This is a genomic window from Mongoliibacter sp. (genome assembly GCF_007692705.1).
In the GTDB taxonomy this organism is placed as follows: Bacteria; Bacteroidota; Bacteroidia; order Cytophagales; family Cyclobacteriaceae; genus Mongoliibacter.
Genome location: NZ_REBN01000078.1, coordinates 1 through 20,190 on the forward strand (window position 1 = coordinate 1; position 20,190 = coordinate 20,190).

Annotated in this window: 20 protein-coding genes; 7 read left to right on the forward strand and 13 right to left on the reverse strand. The window is 39.0% G+C overall.

Annotated features, from left to right (window positions below; all coding sequences use genetic code 11):
• From EA341_RS02075 to EA341_RS02085, 3 genes are all read left to right on the forward strand, one after another.
• The coding region (locus tag EA341_RS02075) for a DUF481 domain-containing protein (protein WP_293011022.1) at positions 1-664 on the forward strand (664 nt) is incomplete at its 5' end.
• A 91-nt stretch (positions 665-755) separates the two neighbouring features.
• Positions 756-1,901: a DNA polymerase III subunit gamma/tau gene (locus EA341_RS02080; protein WP_293011023.1), complete on the forward strand. Its 1,146-nt coding sequence runs from the start codon at positions 756-758 to the stop codon at positions 1,899-1,901.
• 311 nt (positions 1,902-2,212) lie between these two features.
• The gene (locus EA341_RS02085) at positions 2,213-2,494 is read left to right on the forward strand and encodes a hypothetical protein (RefSeq protein WP_293011024.1); all 282 of its coding nucleotides are present in this window, start codon (positions 2,213-2,215) and stop codon (positions 2,492-2,494) included.
• Here EA341_RS02085 and EA341_RS02090 read toward each other — a convergent pair.
• From EA341_RS02090 to EA341_RS02105, 4 genes are all read right to left on the reverse strand, one after another.
• Positions 2,491-3,363, reverse strand: a complete 873-nt coding sequence (locus tag EA341_RS02090; RefSeq protein ID WP_293011041.1) for a DUF3078 domain-containing protein — start codon at positions 3,361-3,363, stop codon at positions 2,491-2,493. The genes EA341_RS02085 and EA341_RS02090 overlap by 4 nt on opposite strands.
• A 140-nt stretch (positions 3,364-3,503) precedes the next feature.
• A complete protein-coding gene (locus tag EA341_RS02095) occupies positions 3,504-5,117 on the reverse strand; it encodes a lytic transglycosylase domain-containing protein (protein ID WP_293011025.1) in 1,614 nt (537 codons plus the stop codon).
• Positions 5,114-5,758 (reverse strand): O-methyltransferase, encoded by a 645-nt coding sequence (locus EA341_RS02100; protein WP_293011026.1) that lies wholly within the window; start codon positions 5,756-5,758, stop codon positions 5,114-5,116. Before EA341_RS02100 ends, EA341_RS02095 begins: the two co-directional genes overlap by 4 nt.
• A gap of 2 nt (positions 5,759-5,760) precedes the next feature.
• Positions 5,761-6,990, reverse strand: coding sequence for a pitrilysin family protein (locus tag EA341_RS02105; RefSeq protein ID WP_293011027.1), 1,230 nt, complete (start codon positions 6,988-6,990; stop codon positions 5,761-5,763).
• Positions 6,991-7,449: 459 nt separating this feature from the next.
• On the opposite strand from EA341_RS02105, the gene EA341_RS02110 reads away from it, so the two are divergent.
• The gene (locus EA341_RS02110) at positions 7,450-8,739 is read left to right on the forward strand and encodes an aminopeptidase P family protein (protein WP_293011028.1); all 1,290 of its coding nucleotides are present in this window, start codon (positions 7,450-7,452) and stop codon (positions 8,737-8,739) included.
• A gap of 338 nt (positions 8,740-9,077) precedes the next feature.
• On the opposite strand, the gene EA341_RS02115 is transcribed toward EA341_RS02110, so the two are convergent.
• Positions 9,078-10,421 carry a Fic family protein gene (locus EA341_RS02115; protein ID WP_293011029.1) on the reverse strand — a complete coding sequence of 448 codons (1,344 nt, stop codon included), beginning with the start codon at positions 10,419-10,421 and terminating at the stop codon, positions 9,078-9,080.
• Positions 10,422-10,802: 381 nt separating this feature from the next.
• On the opposite strand from EA341_RS02115, the gene EA341_RS02120 reads away from it, so the two are divergent.
• Positions 10,803-12,116 (forward strand): hypothetical protein, encoded by a 1,314-nt coding sequence (locus tag EA341_RS02120; protein ID WP_293011030.1) that lies wholly within the window; start codon positions 10,803-10,805, stop codon positions 12,114-12,116.
• 1 nt (position 12,117) lies between these two features.
• The gene (locus EA341_RS02125; protein WP_293011031.1) at positions 12,118-12,711 is read left to right on the forward strand and encodes a hypothetical protein; all 594 of its coding nucleotides are present in this window, start codon (positions 12,118-12,120) and stop codon (positions 12,709-12,711) included.
• Positions 12,712-12,957: 246 nt separating this feature from the next.
• Here EA341_RS02125 and tsf read toward each other — a convergent pair whose 3' ends face one another.
• The 8 genes from tsf to EA341_RS02165 form a co-directional block, all read right to left on the reverse strand.
• Positions 12,958-13,788, reverse strand: a complete 831-nt coding sequence (tsf, locus tag EA341_RS02130; RefSeq protein ID WP_293011032.1) for a translation elongation factor Ts — start codon at positions 13,786-13,788, stop codon at positions 12,958-12,960.
• Between the two features lie 210 nt (positions 13,789-13,998).
• Positions 13,999-14,760: a 30S ribosomal protein S2 gene (gene rpsB / locus EA341_RS02135; protein ID WP_293011033.1), complete on the reverse strand. Its 762-nt coding sequence runs from the start codon at positions 14,758-14,760 to the stop codon at positions 13,999-14,001.
• A 45-nt stretch (positions 14,761-14,805) separates the two neighbouring features.
• Positions 14,806-15,192 carry a 30S ribosomal protein S9 gene (rpsI, locus tag EA341_RS02140; RefSeq protein ID WP_293011034.1) on the reverse strand — a complete coding sequence of 129 codons (387 nt, stop codon included), beginning with the start codon at positions 15,190-15,192 and terminating at the stop codon, positions 14,806-14,808.
• Between the two features lie 12 nt (positions 15,193-15,204).
• Entirely contained in the window at positions 15,205-15,648 is a 444-nt protein-coding gene (gene rplM, locus EA341_RS02145; protein ID WP_293011035.1) for a 50S ribosomal protein L13, read from the reverse strand.
• Between the two features lie 121 nt (positions 15,649-15,769).
• Positions 15,770-16,480 carry an RluA family pseudouridine synthase gene (locus EA341_RS02150; RefSeq protein WP_293011036.1) on the reverse strand — a complete coding sequence of 237 codons (711 nt, stop codon included), beginning with the start codon at positions 16,478-16,480 and terminating at the stop codon, positions 15,770-15,772.
• Positions 16,481-16,796: 316 nt separating this feature from the next.
• Positions 16,797-17,876 carry an ATP-binding protein gene (locus EA341_RS02155; protein WP_293011037.1) on the reverse strand — a complete coding sequence of 360 codons (1,080 nt, stop codon included), beginning with the start codon at positions 17,874-17,876 and terminating at the stop codon, positions 16,797-16,799.
• Between the two features lie 4 nt (positions 17,877-17,880).
• The gene (locus EA341_RS02160) at positions 17,881-18,570 is read right to left on the reverse strand and encodes a response regulator transcription factor (protein ID WP_293011038.1); all 690 of its coding nucleotides are present in this window, start codon (positions 18,568-18,570) and stop codon (positions 17,881-17,883) included.
• 152 nt (positions 18,571-18,722) lie between these two features.
• Complete coding sequence (locus EA341_RS02165; protein WP_293011039.1) at positions 18,723-19,511, reverse strand: DUF3108 domain-containing protein; 789 nt, start codon at positions 19,509-19,511, stop codon at positions 18,723-18,725.
• A gap of 177 nt (positions 19,512-19,688) precedes the next feature.
• Here EA341_RS02165 and EA341_RS02170 point away from each other — a divergent pair.
• The coding region (locus EA341_RS02170) for an ATPase domain-containing protein (RefSeq protein WP_293011040.1) at positions 19,689-20,190 on the forward strand (502 nt) is incomplete at its 3' end.

The following is a 20,190-nucleotide window of genomic DNA, read 5'->3' on the forward strand; positions in this document are numbered from 1 at the left end:
AGGACTCAATGTTTTCATTAGTTTTGCTGCAGCTGATGCACCAGTAAATTTATTTGGATACAAATGGGACATCAATTCCATGTATCATCCCGGTAAGCATGCCTATATTTTTGTTTCCAATTTCGACTACCTGAGAATCAACGACAATGACTTTCTTAACTTTGGACTTATCCATGGCAGGACAGTCTTTAATTATGAGGCAAAAAACAACATAGAAACATATATACAGTACTCCTTCGACAACTTCAGGGGTTTAGGTCCAAGGTGGATTACTGGTGGTACTTTGAGAAAAAAACTTGTAGATAGTAAGAAGCTTACATTCGTAGTAGGTCTAGGTGGATTATATGAAAATGAAACTTGGTTTCATCCAGTCGAAGAAAACTTCGTAAATGTTCAATTTATAAAAAACTCCAACTATTTTTCTCTACGCTGGACCATCAATCAATTTGTAGACTTCAACACCGTTACCTATTATCAGGTTGGATATGATCGCGAAATTCAGGCCTTTAGAAATCGTGTAAATGGCAACTTTAATCTCAACACTAAAATTTCCGATAACTTCTCGTTCAACAACAGTTTTAATTTCTCCTACGAAGATAAACCTATAGTGCCGATCACAAATTTTATTTTCGCTTTCAACACTGGAATTTCTTTTGATTTTTAATCCGCTTAAAAATGAAGCATTTAGCTAAAAATAAAATTAGATTGACCCTAAGAACGGGTTCATAATTACAATAAATTTATATCTTGCGGTGATGGAAAATTTTGTTGTTTCAGCTAGAAAGTATAGACCTTCCAATTTCAAAAGTGTAGTAGGCCAGGGCCATATTACTACCACTTTGAAAAATGCCATCAAAAACAACCATCTAGCCCAGGCTTTTCTTTTCTGCGGACCAAGGGGAATAGGTAAAACCACCTGCGCTAGAATCTTGGCCAAAACCATCAATTGCGAACACCGCACTGAAGATCATGAAGCCTGCAACAAGTGCGATTCCTGCCTCGCCTTCAACAACAATGCTTCTTTCAATGTACACGAACTGGATGCCGCTTCCAACAACTCAGTAGAGGATATCCGTAACCTTGTAGAACAGGTTCGATACGCGCCTCAACAAGGACAGTATAAGGTTTACATCATTGATGAGGTGCACATGCTCTCCAATCAGGCTTTCAATGCCTTTTTGAAAACACTTGAAGAACCGCCGAAGTATGCCATTTTTATCCTGGCAACTACAGAAAAACACAAAATCATACCTACCATACTTTCTAGGTGTCAGATTTTTGATTTCAACAGGATTCAAATCAATGACATCACTGAACACCTTAAATACATAGCTCAAGAGGAAAAAATAGAGTATGAGGATGAGGCCCTTAGACTGATAGCTACAAAAGCAGATGGTGCCCTTCGAGATGCACTCTCCATTTTTGACCTAATAGTTACCTATTCAGCAGGAAATAAACTCACTTATCAAGAGACAATAGACAATCTCCACATTTTGGATTATGATTATTACTTCAAAGTTGTGGATGCCCTGCTGGCGGGAAGTATTTCAAATGTACTCTTGATTTTTGATGAAATCCTAAAAAAAGGCTTTGATGGTCACAACTTTATCATTGGTCTAACTGAGCATCTAAGAGATCTGATGGTATGCCAAGACCCGGCAACGATTGAACTTATTCAGGTATCAGAAAGTGCTAAAGCCCGCTATTTGGAGCAATCCAAGGAAAGTAGCCTTTCATTTTTATTGTCTGCCATGAATATCTGTAATCAATGTGATATTCATTATAAGTCCAGTAAAAACCAGAGGCTCCATGTAGAATTGGCATTGATGAAATTGGCAAAATTGCCACATGCAATTTCTTTGGCAGCAATTGCCAGTGAAGACGCAAAAAAAAAAGCCTGACTGATTCAAGCCAAAGTAAAGATTCCGGTGAGGTAGCGCCTACCCTATTCAAGGATGCTAATCCTTTTGCCGCCAAAAAAACACCCGTACAAAAAACGCTTTCTATTCCTACCAGTCTTTCTGCAGCAAAGAAAAATGTAGAAGAAAAGAGAAGTGCTCCTCCAAGCACGGAAAATATCCCCACTCCAACTGTCGAGAAAGAACCGGAGGTTTTAGGAACAGATGATATTGATAAAAACAAAATTCAGGATGCCCTCGATGAAATCATCGAAGAATTTAAAACAAAGGGGAAAAGCCTGGAAATTACTGTCTTGAAACAACCTTTCATCTTGGAAGATCAAAAAATCAAATTCAAGTTGATGGGTGAAATTCAGGAAGACGTTTTTCAAAAAATGAAACCTGAGCTTTTGAAGCAGTTGAGACAAAAGCTCAACAATGCAACTTTGCTTGTTCATGCTGAAATCACAGAAGAAACTGATGATCCTTCAGTCAGAAAACTGTACACCAACTCGGATAAATTTTCTTTTTTACTTGAAAAGTCTCCGGCACTTAAAGAATTACAGAAGCGCTTTGGACTTGAAACTGATTTTTAAAAATCAATACCTATACCAAAGTTTATCATATTCTGTAACTGCACAGCTTGCCGGGGAGGCCCCTCTTCCTGCTGAATAAATACGCTTTCATCATAGATTAAAACAGTTTCTATCCTGGTTGTAATATACCTATTGATCTTCATGGACACTACAGAGTTGAAATTGACTACAAAATTGCCCAGTTTCTCAAAATTGGAAAAGAGGTTCATATCAGCCCTCCACCTGATATTTTCCAGTAATTGGATGTCAGTAGTCGAGCTGAAAGAAATACCCGCTTCAGCCCTCACCATTTCTCCTGGAATAACTCCAAATGCACCGGCATTACTCAACGAATCATCCAAAACAACCGTAAACCTGCCCGTAAATGGAGATGCTATCAAAGAGATTTTATCCTTATTGTCGTATTCTTTCCTGTAGTTGAGACCGGTAGAAGACTGAAGGTACGCTGGAGCCAACAAATCTGAAATTCTGTTCCTGGCATCTTCTTCAGCTCCTGCAGGTCTGAAATACCTATACCCCGCAAGCATTTGGGTTCTTGCGTCTACCTGGGTGGACAAATACCACGATGGAGACAGCTCACGACCATATTTAGTGATAAAAATAAAATTATCATTGGTTTTTCTGGTCTTGAACCTCCTCTCAGAAATCCTGTTAAAGCCGAAATTTGCTGTCAGCTTGGTATCCCAAATGATCTTATCCTTCTTAAAATTAGCAAACATCACCAGACCTGTATTAAAAGCCATATTACTTACCCCACCGGCATTCCAGTTAGACAAACTTACTTGTTGGATACTGAGGTTGAAGTTCCCACCTCTTTCCCAATAAACAGGCTTGATCCTTTCTTTGATAATAATAGAATCACCCAACATGATAATGGTATCGCCACTGATAAGAAGTGTATCAGCAAGCTGCAGATTGTCTTGCGCAAAAACGAGCTGCTTTTGTGCAAAAACAAGTAATAAAATTAGTAGAAGGGCTCTGATATTCATAATGTAGCGGATGCTTAGGATTATGGTTTGTTGATGGTAATCCTTTGTCCTACTTTAATGGTATTGTCCGTCAAGTTATTCCATCGCCTGATTTCATCCACAGAGACACCGTACTTTTGGCTCAATCTAAACAGGGTTTCTCCCTGCAGTACGGTATGTACTATTCTTTGGGAATTGTTGAAGTTTGTACCTGTAGTCTGTCCTGCATTATTAGATTCAGGTGCGTGAGTACTGCTGTTAGCTGGCACATTTTGGGGTGCTGTTGCAGCAGGTTGTTCCGAAGTCGCCATAATTTTTTTGTATTCAGAAGCAGGAACAAATGGGATCTCCTCTCCTCTCTTTCTTGGCTGACGCAGGTTAAGAATCATTCCTGCCCTTAGGTCTCTGTCTTCTCTTATTCTGTTCTTGGATTTCAAAGAAGAAAGCTTAATCCCATACATCTGGGAAATTGACCAAAGGGTCTCACCGGGCTGCACCACATGCTCTTCCACTTCTGCTTTCCCTTTTTTGGGTCTGGTGTAATAATATTGCCCTGCTTCTACATCCTCATCTTTATCCAGGTCATTGATACGCCTAAACCTTCTTTCTCTCATCCCTATTCTATCCGTAAAGGCTTCCTGACTGGTGTTTTTTTCGGCCAAAACCCCATCTATATTATTTACTTGGATCTGGTCAGGTTGATTGGCTTTTTGTGTATTTCCTGTCACTCGTGGAAATGAACTTGCAGTAGTTACCACTTTCTGAACCTGCTGTGTATTTTGTGTGCTCACCTCTCTTTGGATGACAGCAGGATTTGCCTGGGGAAGCCCCTCCTTCACATACATGATGGAATAAACCTTATCTCCAGGGATATTCCCCCTTGAAGCCCATGTATTGTATTCTTTCAAATGTGATTCCGTCACTCCCAACCTGGGAGCTATTGCTTTTAGGGTGGTTGGCCCTTGGATCCTAGCCTCTTCAAGAAAACCTGTGTTACTTACCAACATCCCCAATTGACCCTCAAAAGCGACTTTATGCGCCAAGAATTTTTTGAAGTACCAATGGGAGTTCCTGTCCAACTCCACCACACGTTTCCCATTGTATTGGGTACCAAAGTAAGACTTTGCTCCACCAAGTCCCATTTGGTAAGATACAAGAGCACACATCCAGTTATCAAATGACTGATTGTGCTTTTTCAAATATAAGGCTGCACCTTTTGAGGAGGATACAATATTTTTTCTTTCATCTACCTGATTGTCCACACGTAAAAATACCTCTTCGGCTGTCCCTTGCTTAAATTGCCAAAAGCCCACTGCATTGGAAGATGAAACAGCATCTGATATCAAACCGGACTCCTGAATAACCAAATATTTGAGGTCCTCTGGCACCCCCGCATTTCGGAATTCTCTTTCCACATAAGGCATAAAAAGACTTGCCCTTTCAGCTTTCATTCTGAAATAGGAGGGGTTACGGTACAAGGCATCCACATCAAGTTGTATTTCCCTTCTTGCCTGCTCATTAATCCTCACTAGCAGATCAGCAAACTGCATTTCTCTAGGAACCTGTGGGATTTGAGCTGAAGCAGCTATGGCCAAAAAGAGGATGAAGGTAGAAGTAAAAAGTACTGTAATCTGAGGGGTAGTAAGTTTTCTCATAATTTTCTTGCCAACATTAATCCATCCCTGATGGGTAATAATACATTTTCTACCCTGGGGTCATCCTGTATCAACTGATTGTATTCCAATATTATTTTTGTGTCTTTGTCAATCTTTTTCCCTTCTTCCACCAATACTTTCCCAGACCACAACACATTGTCTGCCAAAATGATGCCACCAGAATTCACCCTATCAACGACCAAATTATAATAGTTGATATAATTGGCTTTATCCGCATCGATAAACACAAAATCGAAAGTATCAGGCAATTCAGGAATCAGGTCTAAGGCATTACCTAACCTGTAATCAATTTTGTTTGTCAACCCGGCCAAATCAAAGAATCCCCTCACCATGCTTTCGAGTTCATCATTTATATCTAAGGTGATCAATTTTCCTTCATCCCCCAGACCACGGGCCATACATATCCCCGAGTAACCTGTATAAGTTCCGATTTCCAAAATCGTTTTAGGCCGTAGCATTTTCACAAGAAGTTCGAGGGTTTTGCCTTGGAGATGTCCGGAAAGCATACGAGGCATCATTACCTTGGCTTGGGTCTCTCTTGTAATATGCGCCAATACCTCATCTTCCTGACTGGAATGATCCTCACAATACTTGAGTAATTCTGGTGCTATAAATTCCATTATCAAACTGGTAAATATGTCAGGAAACTGAGTTGGTCTGGCGCATATACTTCATTGGCAATTTCCTGGAGCTCTTCTGCGCTGGTACTTCTTATGATTTCAAAGATAGTATCCAAGGAATCAATTTTCCCTTTGTCCAGCATATTTTTCCCAAAAACCAGCATCAATGCGGCATAATTCTCTTCCGCCATGGCCATTTGACCTATAGCTTGTTCCTTTGCCATATGCAATTGCATCACGCCCAACTTTTTCGTCCTAAGTCTCTCCATTTCCTTTAAAACCAATTTACGGGCCCTATTAAGAGTATTCGGTTCTGTACCGAAAAAAACACCAAAGAAACCTGTATCAGAATAGGTCTGGTAATGGGATTCCACACTGTACACATACCCGTATTTTTCTCGCAGAGCCAAGTTCAATCTGGAATTCATACTTGGTCCTCCCAATATATTATTCAGAAGATAGAGCTGAAACCTTCTTGGGTCATGCATGGAAAAAGCAGGTTGGCCAAGCGCGCAGTGAGATTGCATAATTTCTTTTTCAACCACCTTGTTTTTGGGAACATACAGCGAAAAATTGCTCCTTACGTAAAGGCTTCTTTTGGTAGGGATACTAGATAAGAAAGCCTCGACCCGCTGTAAGACTTTTTTGAATGTAATATTGCCTACTACAGAAAAAACAACCTGGGTGGTATCCAGCCTGCTGGAAATGAAATCAAAAAAATCCTGCTGGGTGAAACGGCCTACGGTTTCCTCCCTCCCTAAAATATTCCTTCCTAAGGCATGACCTTCAAAGACCACCTCATCGAAATCATCCTGAATAGAATCATCAGGAGAATCCCTGTACATTGCCATTTCCTCTAAGATCACCTGTCTTTCTTTTTCAATCTGCTTTTTGGGAAAAGTACTATTGAAGGTGATGTCGCAAAGCAATTCGGCTGATTTACCGAAATGCTCTTTTAAGGTACTTGAATAAAAGCAGATTTTTTCCTTCGTCGTGTAAGCATTGAGCTCGCCCCCTAAAGATTCCAAGCGATTGATAATATGATAAGCCTTGCGCTTTTGAGTACCTTTGAAGGCCATATGTTCCCAAAAATGCGCAAGTCCTTCCTGCTCGTTCGTCTCATCCCTACTGCCAATATTGAGGACAAATCCACAGTGCACCATTCTGGTATGGGTAATTTCTTGATGAACTATTCTGATACCGTTAGGTAACTCCTTTAAGTTATACTGCATACAAACTTTTTTCCGATCAACTGGAATCATTATTGAACCTCTGACATAAACACCCAAGAGGAGTAAGTGATTCAAATACAAAATTAAAAGTGTTTTTGGGATTACAACAAATCTCCATAAACGCAAGACATAACACCTCCTTTTTCCTAGAATAAATTATCTTTGTTTAAATAAGAGAATGTTGGTTTTATCAATAATACCCTTAATTGACACAACCCAATATTTCAATTTATTTCTAAGTATTTCCATGTATCCCGAATCACTTTGCTCTCGGGACTTTCGCTAAAGCTTCAGTTTCCACCTAAACCAATATCCAAATATCTACCCAATATCAATTTAGAATCCATAAATCAGATAAACCCTAAATAGCTCAAAGCCAATATTTCAATCTATTTCTAAGTATTTCTACTATATTTCAATATCTAACATCAACCAGTATCCAATAATATCCGAGTTATCATGAAATACACCCCTCTCCCAAATACACTATATATTAAAAACAGAAAAAAACTTGCTGAAAAGCTGCCGAAAAAATCCCTTGCAGTTTTCCACTCCAATGACATCATGCCGACCAACGCGGATGGCACCATGAAATTCCGTCAAAACAATGACCTTTTTTATCTGTCTGGAATAGATCAGGAAGAAAGCATTTTGATCATCTGCCCTGATTATCCTGATCCCAATATGCGGGAAATCCTATTTTTAAGAGAAACCAATGAGCATATTGCAATTTGGGAAGGGCATAAATACACCAAAGAGGAGGCCTTAGAGGCTTCCGGTATCGAGAATATCCAATGGGTAGAGAATTTCGAGCAGACCCTTAACACGCTAATGAGTCTCAGTGAAAATGTATTCCTCAACACCAATGAACACCTGAGGGCAGGAGTGATCGTAGAAACACGTGATGCACGCTTTATCAAAAGTTGCCGGGAAAGATATCCCCTGCATAATTATCATAGAGTGGCACCTCTGATGCATCAGCTGAGGGCGGTTAAGGAAAAGGAAGAGATTGATCAGATGCAGATTGCCTGTGACATCACAGAAAAGGGGTTTAGAAGAATACTCTCCTTTGTCAAGCCAGGTGTGACTGAATACGAAATAGAGGCAGAGTATATCCATGAGTTTATTCGAAATAGAAGTAAGGGATTTGCCTACGAGCCGATCATCGCTTCTGGCGCCAATGCCTGCGTCTTACATTACATAGAAAACAAAGAAGTCTGCAAAGATGGAGAATTGATCCTTTTTGATGTGGGAGCAGAATATGGCAATTATGCTGCTGATATGTCCAGAACCATTCCTGTCAATGGCAGATTTACACAAAGGCAAAGAGCTGTTTATGATGCTGTCCTGCGGGTACAAAGAGCTGCCATGGATATTCTAAGACCTGGAATCAATATACAGGATTACCACAAAGAAGTGGGGTTAATTATGCAAGCTGAGCTGGTGAGCTTAGGATTGATAGATCAGACCGATATCAAAAATCAAGATCCCAAATTGCCTGCTTACAAAAAATACTTTATGCATGGGACATCACACCATTTGGGTTTGGACGTGCATGATGTAGGTACTATGCACGAACCGATTACACCAGGAATGGTATTTACTGTGGAACCTGGAATTTACATTCAGGAAGAAGGTATAGGAATCCGTCTGGAAAACAATATTGTAATCCAGGAAAATGGCTACTTCGACTTGATGCGGAATATCCCGATAGAAGCGGAGGAAATTGAGGAACTGATGAAGAAATAATTTTGATTTATGGATATTGGGCTGGAAATCTAAAATACAGGATATTCAAAATATTTGAGTTATGATAAAGTCCGAAAAGGAATATAAAACCATTGTAGAAAGGATTGAAGAATTGCGAGAGAGATCAGTAAAAAACTGGAGATAGAAGCTTCTATTGTATAGGGAGTGTAGCACAAAAGAGACCTGTCAATCCGCTGCGGTAGACTGACAGGTCTAGACCGATCAAAAACACTTGCGTCCTGCGAATACTCGAGGGTTTACAGTTTATCGGGTACGTACGGAATAAAATCCATCCTTGTTGAACTCTCAAATTGAGGACTTTGTAAAAAATAGCTCTCTTACCTAGACCATCTTTCCTTCCAAATCTTAAATTCAGAAAGGGAAATCCTGAATCTTGCAAAATTTCCTTCATGGATGGAAAGCAAATCCCCTTCCACAAACTCAACAAACCTGGCCCTATCTTCAATTGGAATATTTGATGCCCTTGACTTGATCAATAAAGAACCTTCCTTGGGACTTAGGTTTGATGAAATAATCTCAGTGATCAACTTTTTGATTTCGTCTCTATATTTGGTTCTGAAAGGATCCGGTTCACTCACATTCTGCCGGATATCAGCATAGCGGATCGCAGATTTTTCATAGGCCCACATAAAGATATCTTTCAACAAATCAATCTGATTCAATTCATATACTCCTAATATCCCCTGAGTGTAAAGTTCATTTGAAACTTCCACAAAAGAAACCGGAGAGAGGTTGCTCTTGAACAAGGGAATGTTGGCGGCCAACCTCGAAGTCCGTTTATTGACATCATCAAATGGCTGCAAATAAGGAAGGTGAACCATCATGAAGAATGCCTGTTCAAAGGGATTCTCAATAGCTTTAGCTTTTTCCAAAATTAGATCAAACTGCTCCGCTATCAATTGAGGAATTGCTAGGGGAGAGTAGGCTGAATGGTAAATTCCCACCGGAATAGATCGCAATCTACCGATTGAATCAGGGTCCCGCATTAGGTTATCGGCCAATAGTGCATGAAGATTCAAAATGATATATTTTTTAATATCAATTTCCTCACCCAACTCCACCAAAAACTCAATGGCATCTTTGTGATTGATGACCATTTGAGTCTCCTCCAGGGATTTGCCTTCAGCCGACTCACCCAATTCCAACAGCCTTTGGGTATCCAACAAGGAATAAGTATTGCCTTCTAGTCTGCTGGAGTTCCAGGAAAGGTCAATCAACAAGCGGTTGAGTATTTCCCTCGCATGGGTACCGGCAGGCTGATATTGACTATTCGTCTGCCCCAGAATCGTCAGCTTGTTGATTTCCTCCAATGTAAGATAGGCATCTATATTAGGCCTGTATGATTTTAGAAATCCCAAATTGTACCCCACCTTCTTCCTTTCCGAAACAGGTTTAGATAAGTAAGTTATAATATCTTTTCCCTCAGGGGAAATTGAAATACCCTCTTTTTTGGTTTTGATAAGCCTTTCTCTTTCCTTTTCCCTGACAAGGTGGTTGTCATAGGAAAGATGATATCTGGTAGCCTTTGAACCACCTGAGGTGTAAATTTCACCGTTTTCCTTAAGTTTTTTCAACCGACGCTGTAAGGTCCTCAATTCCAGATCCAATCCTTCGGCACCAAGGATTTCATCAATAGAAGCGCCATATGGAAATCTCTCCATAAGACCCTTGATTATCAGAAGGTCCCTCTTGATAGCAACATTGACCATTGTCGTAAATTTAATTATTTACGACAAATTTACAGATTTTTTATAAATTTGTATATTTAACGACATATATTTATTTTTCACGTCACAATAAAGTTGTGAAATTTTTTAATCTTACTTTAGTCACATTAATATTAGTGTTTTTAGCCAAAAAAAGCTGATTATCGAATATTTATGAAGCTTTAATGGTATTTTTCCAATATTTTATAATTTAAAAAATATTTGGAACTAATTTTTATTTTATTTAACCTTGATGATCAATAAATTTATTAATCAAAAATTACACTTTTATGAAAAAGTATCTATCTATCTATCTATCTATCTATCTATCTATCTATGATAGTAGTTTTAATTGGGTTTAGTTCCTGTCAGGAAACAGGACAAGAAGAATTCAAAGCCGAAATCAAAGAAAAGCTCAAAGAGCAAGACCCTATCGCTTATGAAAATAAGCTTAAAGAATTAACACTTTTTATGGGGGAAGTATTCAAAGATCCTGAAGCAAGGAGAGAGTTATTTGAATTTGCTGAGATTGAGGGTAATCAAAACGATATTGAATACAGTATGAAAAAACTGTTTACTGAAAATACCAATCCACTTACCAGACAACATTCAGCTATCGTAAGTGCATTTTTTAATAAAGCAGAAAATCTAAAAACAACTGAAGAAACAGCCTTTAATGAACAAGAACTCATAGACTTTATCAATGAAAATGATATTGGCATTCTTGCGCCATATCTTTATGAAAATTTTGATATTGAATCTATTACCGAACTCACAGTATCTTGGTGGACTCAAGGAATGGAAGATGTTGGGTTTGCTTCTGATCCAGGATGGGAAGGTGAAACGCCTGGAATTCCTATAAAAATTAATGATTCTTCAGATTTTTTATTCTTAAGAAAAAATAGTAACAATGAGAATTCAATAAATCAAAATGTTATAAATGTAAATGATTTTTATGCAAAAGAAAATCCTACAATAGTAATTGGATCTTTTGATGAAAATGAATTGATGCACTTAAATGGAAATGATGCAGAACTCCCTCCTTGGGACTCGGGAGAAATAGGTAATCCTGACCCTCAACCATCAATTAGGTACCCTCATGAAATAGGAGTTAAATGTGATGATCTACTTCCTGGTGATATAGTCAGATATGTAATGCCAGACTTCCAACTTACAGGAAATACTAGAGCATGGCCATGGCATAATAAAATAACAATATGGTCCGCAAGTATTACTTCTAGTCCTAATCAAATTGTCAATAATAAAAAGATAGTTAGAGATGATTTTTCAATTAAAAAGAATTTTGCCCCCGCTTTGCTTACATCATTCAGTCCTACCAATGGTAATGTTCAGATTGGAATGTCTTATAAGAAAAATACATCTAGTGTAAGTAAATTAGTAAATGTCAGTGAAGTAAATGAAGAGGGTGAAATTACTAATACCACGAGTGTCGAATTTGAAAAAAGCTTTAATCGGTTAATTTTCACACAATCTTGGAATAGGTGTGAAGAATTAGATTGGAACTATTTGGCTGATTTTGGAAATGGATTTATCGGACCCATCGCTGTCCATGAATTCCTTATTCCAAGAAGTGGAAAAGAACATTATGTCAGATTTACTGTTGCGCCTCAAATAGTTAGATTCAATTGATATGAAAGCTATAGGAACCCTCTTGTTATTAATTCTTGTGATGACTTCTAAAAGCTTCTCACAAAGCAACAGTCAATGGTACCTAGGAGGTAGGGCTTTAACCGTAAGTCATGGTCATTTCAAACAAGGAAATGACTTTGGTGCTGGACTCTTTGTTTCCAATAAAAGGCCTGTTTGGAATAAACACCAACTGATCTGGAATAACGAACTTGGTTTTGATGCACTGATACCTTGCAATGCACCTAAAGGATGCGATTCCTGGTGGTATGAACAAAGCCTAAGGTTTTATACAGGTTTGGAGAAAAATTTCACCCTGTTCAACCAAAATTTATCCTTCGGGGCAGGCGTCAATTTCTTCTATGGAAGCCAAATGACAACTCGCATAATTGTTAGGAATACAGATCGTATAAATAATATTTCAACAACATCGGTTTTTAAAAGTTATGAACCGGTTTTCAGTTATTTTCAGCCTGGTGCTAGGATAGGTTATCAGAATAAAGAATTCAATGACCAAGTTCAATTTTATTTGGGTTATGATTGGATTTGGAATAATCACCTGACTACCTTGTCTATGTACTATCGAATCAGAAATTAGCAAAAGCTAGATATAGAAGCTTCCATTGTTTTGGGAGATTAATTTGTTAGACCTGTCAGGTTTTAAAAACCTGCAAGGTCTTTGTTTCCTTTATCTTCGAAATTTTAAATTGGATTTTATGGATAAAACCTTCCGAGGTTTTTCAAACCTCAAAGGTTAGGACACAAAAAAAGCCGACCCCTTTTGAAGTCAGCTTTTATGCTATGCTTTAATCTAAAATCTAAATTCTAAGATCTAAAATCTAAATTACCCAATAGAAATTCTTTTGAACGCAGCTACAGTCATGCCTTTGCTTACGCTGTCAAGATACTGAGCGATAGTTTTGCTGCTGTCTTTTACAAATGCCTGGCTCAACAAAGTATTTTCTTTGTAGAACTTATTCAGTTTACCCAAAGCAATTTTCTCAAGCATTTCTTCAGGCTTGCCTTCTTGTCTTGCTTGGTCTTTACCTACTTCGATTTCTCTTTCAACTACTGTAGAATCCACACCGTCTTTGTCAACAGCTACCGGATTCATTGCAGCAATCTGCATGGCTACGTCTTTTCCGGCATCTTCTACAGAAGCACCGTTCACGTTCACTAGCGCAACCAATACACCCAATTTACCATTAGAGTGGATATAAGGAACTACAGCTTCACCTTTCACTACTTCGAAGTGAGAAACTTCGATTTTTTCACCGATTTTACCAGTCATCTCAACGATTTTCTCAGCTACAGTGATATTTTCGAAAGGAAGTGCATTTACTTCTTCTGCTGAATTAGCATTGTTTGCAACAGCAAGATCCAATAAGATATTCGCAAAAGCCACAAACTCATCATTTTTGGAAACGAAGTCAGTCTCACAGGTCAAAGACAAAAGTTTCCCCACAGAACCATCTTCACTTACGTGAGTAACGATTGTTCCTTCTTTGGTTTCTCTGTCAGCCCTGGAAGCAGATACTTTCTGTCCTTTTTTTCTAAGGATATCTATAGCTTTTTCAAAGTCACCTTCAGCTTCGGTAAGGGCTTTTTTACAGTCCATCATACCAGCACCGGTCATTTGTCTCAATTTGTTTACTTCTTGTGCAGTAATAGCCATTATTTTAGTCAATTTATGAGATTAAACTTTTTTCTATTTCATGAAAACCATAAGACCTTGATTTAAAATCAAAGACCTTTGAGGTTTTATATATGTTGATTTTCGCCTAAAATGATTGAATAAAAACCTCAGAGTTCAGGCAAAAACAAAAAATTGAACACAGGTCGGAACCGCATGTTCAATCTTTTGTAATGTATATTTCAAAGTGGATTACTCTTCGGTTCCGGCATCCACAGCTTTCTTAGCTTCTTCCTCTTCAGAAAGTTTAGCTTCTTCTTTGTCTTTTTTCCTTTCAGAAAGACCTTCTTCGATAGCTGTTCCGAATGCTTTTACCAATAAAGAGATGGATTTGAATGCATCGTCATTGGCAGGGATTGGGAAATCTACTTCTCCAGGATTGGAGTTAGTATCTACCAAAGCGAATACAGGGATACCAAGCTTTTTCGCTTCCGCGATTGCAATATGTTCTCTTTTGATATCAACAATAAAAAGAGCTGCAGGAAGTCTTGTAAGGTCGGCAATACCGCCCAATACAGTTTCCAATTTTTCTCTCTGTCTTGTGATCATCAAACGCTCTTTCTTCGCCATGTTCTTGTAAGCATCTTCCTTCATCATCTTGTCGATGGAAGACATTTTTTTCAAGGACTTGCGGATAGTAGCGAAGTTAGTCAACATGCCACCTAACCATCTTTCAGTTACGAAAGGCATGTTAAGTCTTTTTGCTTCGTCAGCTACCAAGTCTTTCGCCTGCTTTTTAGTTGCAACGAACATGACTTTTTTACCTGAGCGAACGATCTGCTTGATTGCATTGGATGCTTCTTCAAGGCAAACGAGCGTTTTGTTTAGGTCGATGATATGGATACCGTTCTTCTCCATGAAGATATACGGTGCCATTCTCGGATCCCACTTTCTTGTTAAGTGTCCAAAGTGAACACCAGCATCCAGTAAGTCTTTATATTCTATTTGTGCCATTAATAAATGATATAGTTTCGATATAAAATTTGGAATAAAACCAGATTAACGCTTGGAGAACTGGAATTTCCTTCTTGCTTTTCTACGTCCTGGCTTCTTACGTTCAACCATTCTTGGGTCTCTGGTAAGAAATCCTTCTTTTTTCAATGCTGGTCTGTGCTCAATGTCAAACTCACAAAGCGCTCTGGCGATAGCCATTCTTGCAGCTTCTGCCTGACCTTTGATACCACCACCGTCAAGGTTGATGTTGATGTCATAAGAACCGTCAACGCCTACCAAAGATAAAGGCTGCTTCACGATGATCCTGTGCAGATCAAATGGGAAGTATTGCTCAATGGTCCTGCTGTTGATTGTGATCTCACCGTTTCCCGGCTTCATGTAGATTCTTGCAACAGATGTCTTTCTTCTACCGATTGTGTTGATAATTTCCATAAACTGCTGAGATTAAAGTTTGACTTCTTTAGGTTGCTGAGCTGCATGAGGATGCTCTGGACCGTTGTAAACAAAAAGGTTTCTGTACAACTGTCTTCCCAACCTGTTTTTAGGCAACATACCTCTGACAGCTTTCTCCACAAGAATTGATGCTGATTTTTCCTTCAGGATTCTTGGGGTAGAAATTCTCTGACCACCTGGGTATCCGGTATGACGAACGTAAACTTTCTCGTCCATCTTTCTTCCGGTTAATCTTACCTTGTCTGCATTGATGACAATCACGTTGTCTCCGCAGTCTACGTGAGGTGTAAAGTAAGGCTTATGCTTACCCCTCAGGACTCTGGCAACCTCACTTGCAAACCTACCTAATACTGCAGACTGGGCATCCACTACCACCCACTTTTTATCTACAGTAGCAGCATTTGCCGATTTGGTTTTGTAGCTTAATGTATCCACTGTGTAATTGTTTAATTATTAGCTTGTTAAATATACTTCACCCTCAAAAAGGGACACAAAGATAGGAGTAATTTCTTTTTATTGCAAAAGAAACTAATTTATTGCCCACATTTTCTACGAGTTAGCTGTTTTTCTCCAGCTGATTGACCAATACCTGAAAGTCTTTAGGGTAAGGGGCTTCCACCTGGATGGACTCCTCTTTTATACCCAAAAACGCTATAGCGTAGGCATGAAGGGACACTCTCTGCATAATGGGCAATTCATCTGTGCCTTTTTTAAGGTTAAATCGTCTCTTTAAAGAAGACAAATAAAGGGGCTTGCCGCCGTATGTTTCATCTCCACAAATAGGAGATTTTAGGTAAGCCAGGTGCACCCTGATCTGATGAAGCCTTCCGGTGATAGGCCTACACTCAATCATACTGTGATTGTAGTAGGTCTTCAATGTATTCAGAATTGTCTGGGAAGGCTTTCCTTCTTTGGTAATTTTGGCGAACCCTTTGTTGTTCGCATAGATATTACGGTCTACCAATAACTTATCGTATTGGTGAATCCCTTCCACCACGGCATGATAGATCTTTTGAACCTTACGGTCTTCAAACTGGATGGCAATGTTGCGGTAAGCCTCAGGGTGTTTGGCGATAACTAAGCAGCCTGAAGTTTCCTTATCCAAACGGTGGCACACCTGGGCATCAGGGATGTATTGTTTGGCAAGGTCCAGAATATTCTGGGCTTCATGCCTATCGTCCAATGTCGATAAATAGGGAGGTTTGTTGACCACAAGGTAATCCCCGTTTTCAAAGAGAATAAGATCTTTAAAGTCTATTTTTTTCATGTATTTCCCCGTGCCTCTTTTAAAGAGGGTGCAAAGGTAGGAAAATGATAGCTCAAAAAAAATTACGAATTACGAGGCTCTTAGGATATCAGGCCACCTCTCTATTTTTCTTGTTTCTTGTCTCTCATCTCAAACCTAAAAAACAACAGAACTCTCCTGAAGTACCATTGACAGATTTGAAGGGATCGTCAATCTGTCACGTCCTGAATTTACTAGAAACTTTCTTAATAGCGCTAATTTTATATGTATACGTGACCAATATGTCGCCGAAGGCTTATATCTATCTTATATCGCGAAGCATATATCTCCTGATACTTCATCCTTCATCCCTTTTCACTTCTCCCTTCTCCAATTCTATTTTCTCCATCGGCAGCTCAAAACTGAAAATAGAACCCTTACCCAAAGTACTGCTAACGGATATTTTGCTTTTATGCCCTTCTAGAATATGCTTGACTATGGCAAGCCCTAAGCCTGTACCGCCCTTTTCCCTGGAGCGACTTTTTTCTACCCGGTAAAAGCGCTCAAAAATTCTTTTCAGGTCCTCCGGCGGAATTCCTTTTCCATTATCCTTGACCTCAACAGTTAATTTCTGTCCTTTATGGGCCTTAAGGTGTACCTCCACTTCTCCTCCATCATGGTTATACTTGATGGCATTGGAGATAAGGTTTTGACATACCCTGAAAATCTTATCTTTATCAGCAAGTGTCTGATATTGTTTTTCTTTGTCGTAATAAAAGCGAACGAGCATGTCCCGTTTTGCAGCTTTATGCTCCAACTCCTCTATCACCTCATGGATAAGCTCCGCAACATCAAATTTTTCAAAATGAAATTTGATCACTCCACTTTCCATTTGGTTGAGGGTAAGCAAGTCTTGCACTAGCTTATCCAAGGCATTGAGGCTCTTGGCAGCCCTTTTCAAAAATTTCAGCCTGACAGACTTATCTTCAACAGCACCATCCAAGAGGGTGTGAATGTATCCTTGGGCGGCAAAAATCGGAGTCTTCAGTTCGTGGGAAATATCTGCAATGAATTCCCTTCGGAATGCAGCATTCTTCTGTAAAGCCTCTATCTCCTTATTTTTGGAAAGGGCGTAAGTATTGATGGTTTTGTTGATTTTCTTTAGGGGTGAGATCGAAAGCCTGGTTGATTTTTCTACTATAGCAGTGTAATCCTTCTTCTGTATTTTTTCCAATACCCCATAAATATTACTGATCTCCCTAAATATCAAAAATTCAAGAGTAATATTTATAAGAATATAAGCCACTGAAAATGAAATGCCACCTGCAACTACCAGCAAGGTAGCAGTGGCATCATCCATCAAAAATAAAAATGCTACGGTGAGGGCAGAGATTGCCAAAGCCAATACCAATGAAATCCCCCTCGATGTAGTTAGCATAAAATCAATTCAATTCGAACTTATAACCTACTCCTTTTACAGTAGTGATATAGTCGTCGCCGATTTTCTCTCTCACTTTACGAATGTGAACATCCACCGTTCTGGCCAATACAAACACATCTGCTCCCCAAATATTCTGCAACAAATCATCTCTACTAAAGACCATATTAGGATTTTTGGCGAGGAAATACAACAGTTCAAATTCTTTTTTGGGTAAAGTGATGGTTCTACCGCTTTTATCTATGGTATAGCTTGTCCTGTCTATTGTCAAGTCTTTGATTTTAATCTGGGAAAATTCCTGCTCTTTTTTAGACTCTCTCCTGAACAACGCTGCGATTCTGCTCATCAGGGCTCTTGGCTTGATTGGCTTGGTGATATAATCATCTGCACCCACATCAAAAGCCGCCACCTCAGAGTATTCCTCTGACCTGGCTGTTAAAAAAATAATAAAAGTGTTCTTCAGTTCAGGTAATTCTCTCAGTTGCCTGCAGGTTTCTACTCCATCCTGATGCGGCATCATGATATCGAGCAGTATCACATCGGGATTGAATTTTGCTGCAATTTTCACAGCTTTTACACCATCTTCTGCGGATTCAACATCGTAACCTTCTTTTTTGAGGTTGTAGGATAACAAATCAACAATATCCGGTTCGTCATCGACTACCAGTATTTTTACTTTTGGTTTATCGCTCATTTGAGAATAGCGGGTTTATGATTTGCCCTTAGGCGATGCTAATTTAAAAAAAGCCTTTACATAAACAGGGATTGACCTATGAAAGGCATGTAAAAAAAACATTAACTTTACTTTGAGCCCCTAATGTTACATCAACGTTACCTTATAATGAATTAATTATTACGTAAGCCCTTTACTTCATTCACTTCCATGTCCAAGGAGCCTACCATCAGCTTGGCTTTGATCTTAATGGGGATTTTATTTTTATCATCTGTCACCCAAATGGTAACAGGTTGTTCGCCCCTAAAAAGTTTGTTTTTGGGAATTACTGGTGAGAAAACATAGGTTGAAAAGGTACCGACTTTGGTAGAGACCTGCTCTTTACCTCCATATATTAATTTTAAGTTATATACTTCTTTGTCAAAAAACCCAGTCAGAGTTATGGAATCTCCCTTTTTAAGTTTTTTTAAATCCATAGTCCTCAAAAGGTAAAATCCACTGACGATATCCTGAACATTGGCAGGCACCTTATATTCTTTGGTATCGACAAGTTTTTTGTTTTCTCTATCATAGAGCCTGGCAGTCGCACTTTTATTCTCATGGTCGAATATAACCCGTTCATGTTTCCTGTATTTGCCCTCTTCAATATGTCTGTAAGATTGATATGGGATTACTTTAGCAGTATCCAGGTAAGTACCCCAGTTATTGTTTACACGAAACAATTTGAAAACACCTAAAGTCTCTCCATACACATCAATCTTGTAGGTAGGTGAATTATTGATGGAAGAAACCTGCGGACTGACCACCATTTTAGCCTCTGCAGCATCCAAAAAGCCATAACTCACCTTGAACACCAATTCTTCTCCCGAGGTAAATGCTGTATTTTTTTGAGCAAAAACGGGAATTACTTGGGTGAAAGAAAAAAATGCGACAATTACTGACTTTATGAGGGTATTTTTCATTAATTTAAGGTTTGTACAGAAAGCTTTTCAAATCTTATTCCAATATTAGCAACATATTGAAGAAGCCTGATTTTTGGTGCCAAGAAGTAAGTACGTATCCTTTTTGGAAGTGTTGGGTCTCCAATTATCTATTATTAATTTCACAAATTCAAATCAAAGAATTGTTAATACAAAAATATGAGCGCAAATACTGAAAAACTCAAAGCTCTTCAACTGACAATAGACAAGTTGGAGAAAACCTACGGCAAAGGTACTGTCATGAAATTAAGTGACAATAAGGTACAGGATGTGCCTGCCATTTCGACAGGATCTTTGGGACTGGATATGGCCTTGGGTATTGGCGGAATCCCAAGGGGTAGAGTTATAGAAATCTATGGTCCTGAGTCCTCAGGTAAGACGACTTTGACGATGCACTGTATTGCTGAAGCACAAAAAGCCGGTGGCTTAGCTGCTTTTATTGATGCAGAACATGCTTTTGACAAGTCATATGCTGAAAAACTGGGCATTGATATAGAGAATCTCCTGATTTCACAACCGGACAATGGAGAGCAGGCCCTTGAAATCGCTGAGCATCTTATCCGTTCTGGCGCGATAGACATTATCGTGATCGACTCTGTGGCCGCACTGGTTCCTAAAGGTGAACTTGAGGGGGATATGGGTGATAGCAAAATGGGTCTTC